The 543-nt window shown below is 37.6% G+C and carries 1 protein-coding gene; it reads left to right on the top strand.

Translation table 11 applies throughout. The features are described 5' to 3' along the window. Positions 1-495: hypothetical protein (locus tag IM284_RS23255; RefSeq protein WP_226838990.1), on the top strand; the 495-nt coding region annotated here is incomplete at its 5' end. Positions 496-543: the final 48 nt, after the last annotated feature.

The raw sequence follows: 543 nt of genomic DNA, 5'->3' as shown, positions 1-543 counted from the left end.
CCTATCGATGTTGCTATATCTCATATTGATAAAAAATTATGGTCTACTCATACGGAATATGCACAAGCGATACCATCCAACAGATTTGCTCTCAAACATAATCCTTATAAAAATGAATTGCTATTTTTAGCTGGTTACAGTGGCGAACGTTCAGGATTTCACTATAACAATTTAATAAGCAGATGCACTCCATATTTAACACAAGAAATTGCATTACCTGATAATATTCAGGATGCTGATGCAGGTTTTCATTTTTCATTACCTTATAAACCAGAACTTGCTACAAGCGTTGATGGTACTTCTTCACTACCTGACCCGCACGGCTTTAGTGGTTCTTTGGTATGGGATACCAAACGCATCGCTTGTTTAGTTGAAAAGAGGGATTGGGAACCGTCTATGGCTGAAGTGACCGGAATCTTATGGGGATGGCCATCATCCTCATCCTGCCTCCTGGCAACTAGAGTGGAAAAATTATCGTTGAAAGATTTACTGTAATATATGCGATGAGTTTATCAACTTTATTTAGAGTGATTTTTTCTTGAT

The sequence above is a fragment of the Enterobacter cloacae complex sp. P12RS genome (assembly GCF_014895875.1).
GTDB classification, from domain to species: Bacteria; Pseudomonadota; Gammaproteobacteria; order Enterobacterales; family Enterobacteriaceae; genus Enterobacter; species Enterobacter bugandensis.
The sequence above is the reverse complement of the archived record's forward strand: the minus strand, read 5'-3'. Positions and strand labels throughout refer to the sequence as shown.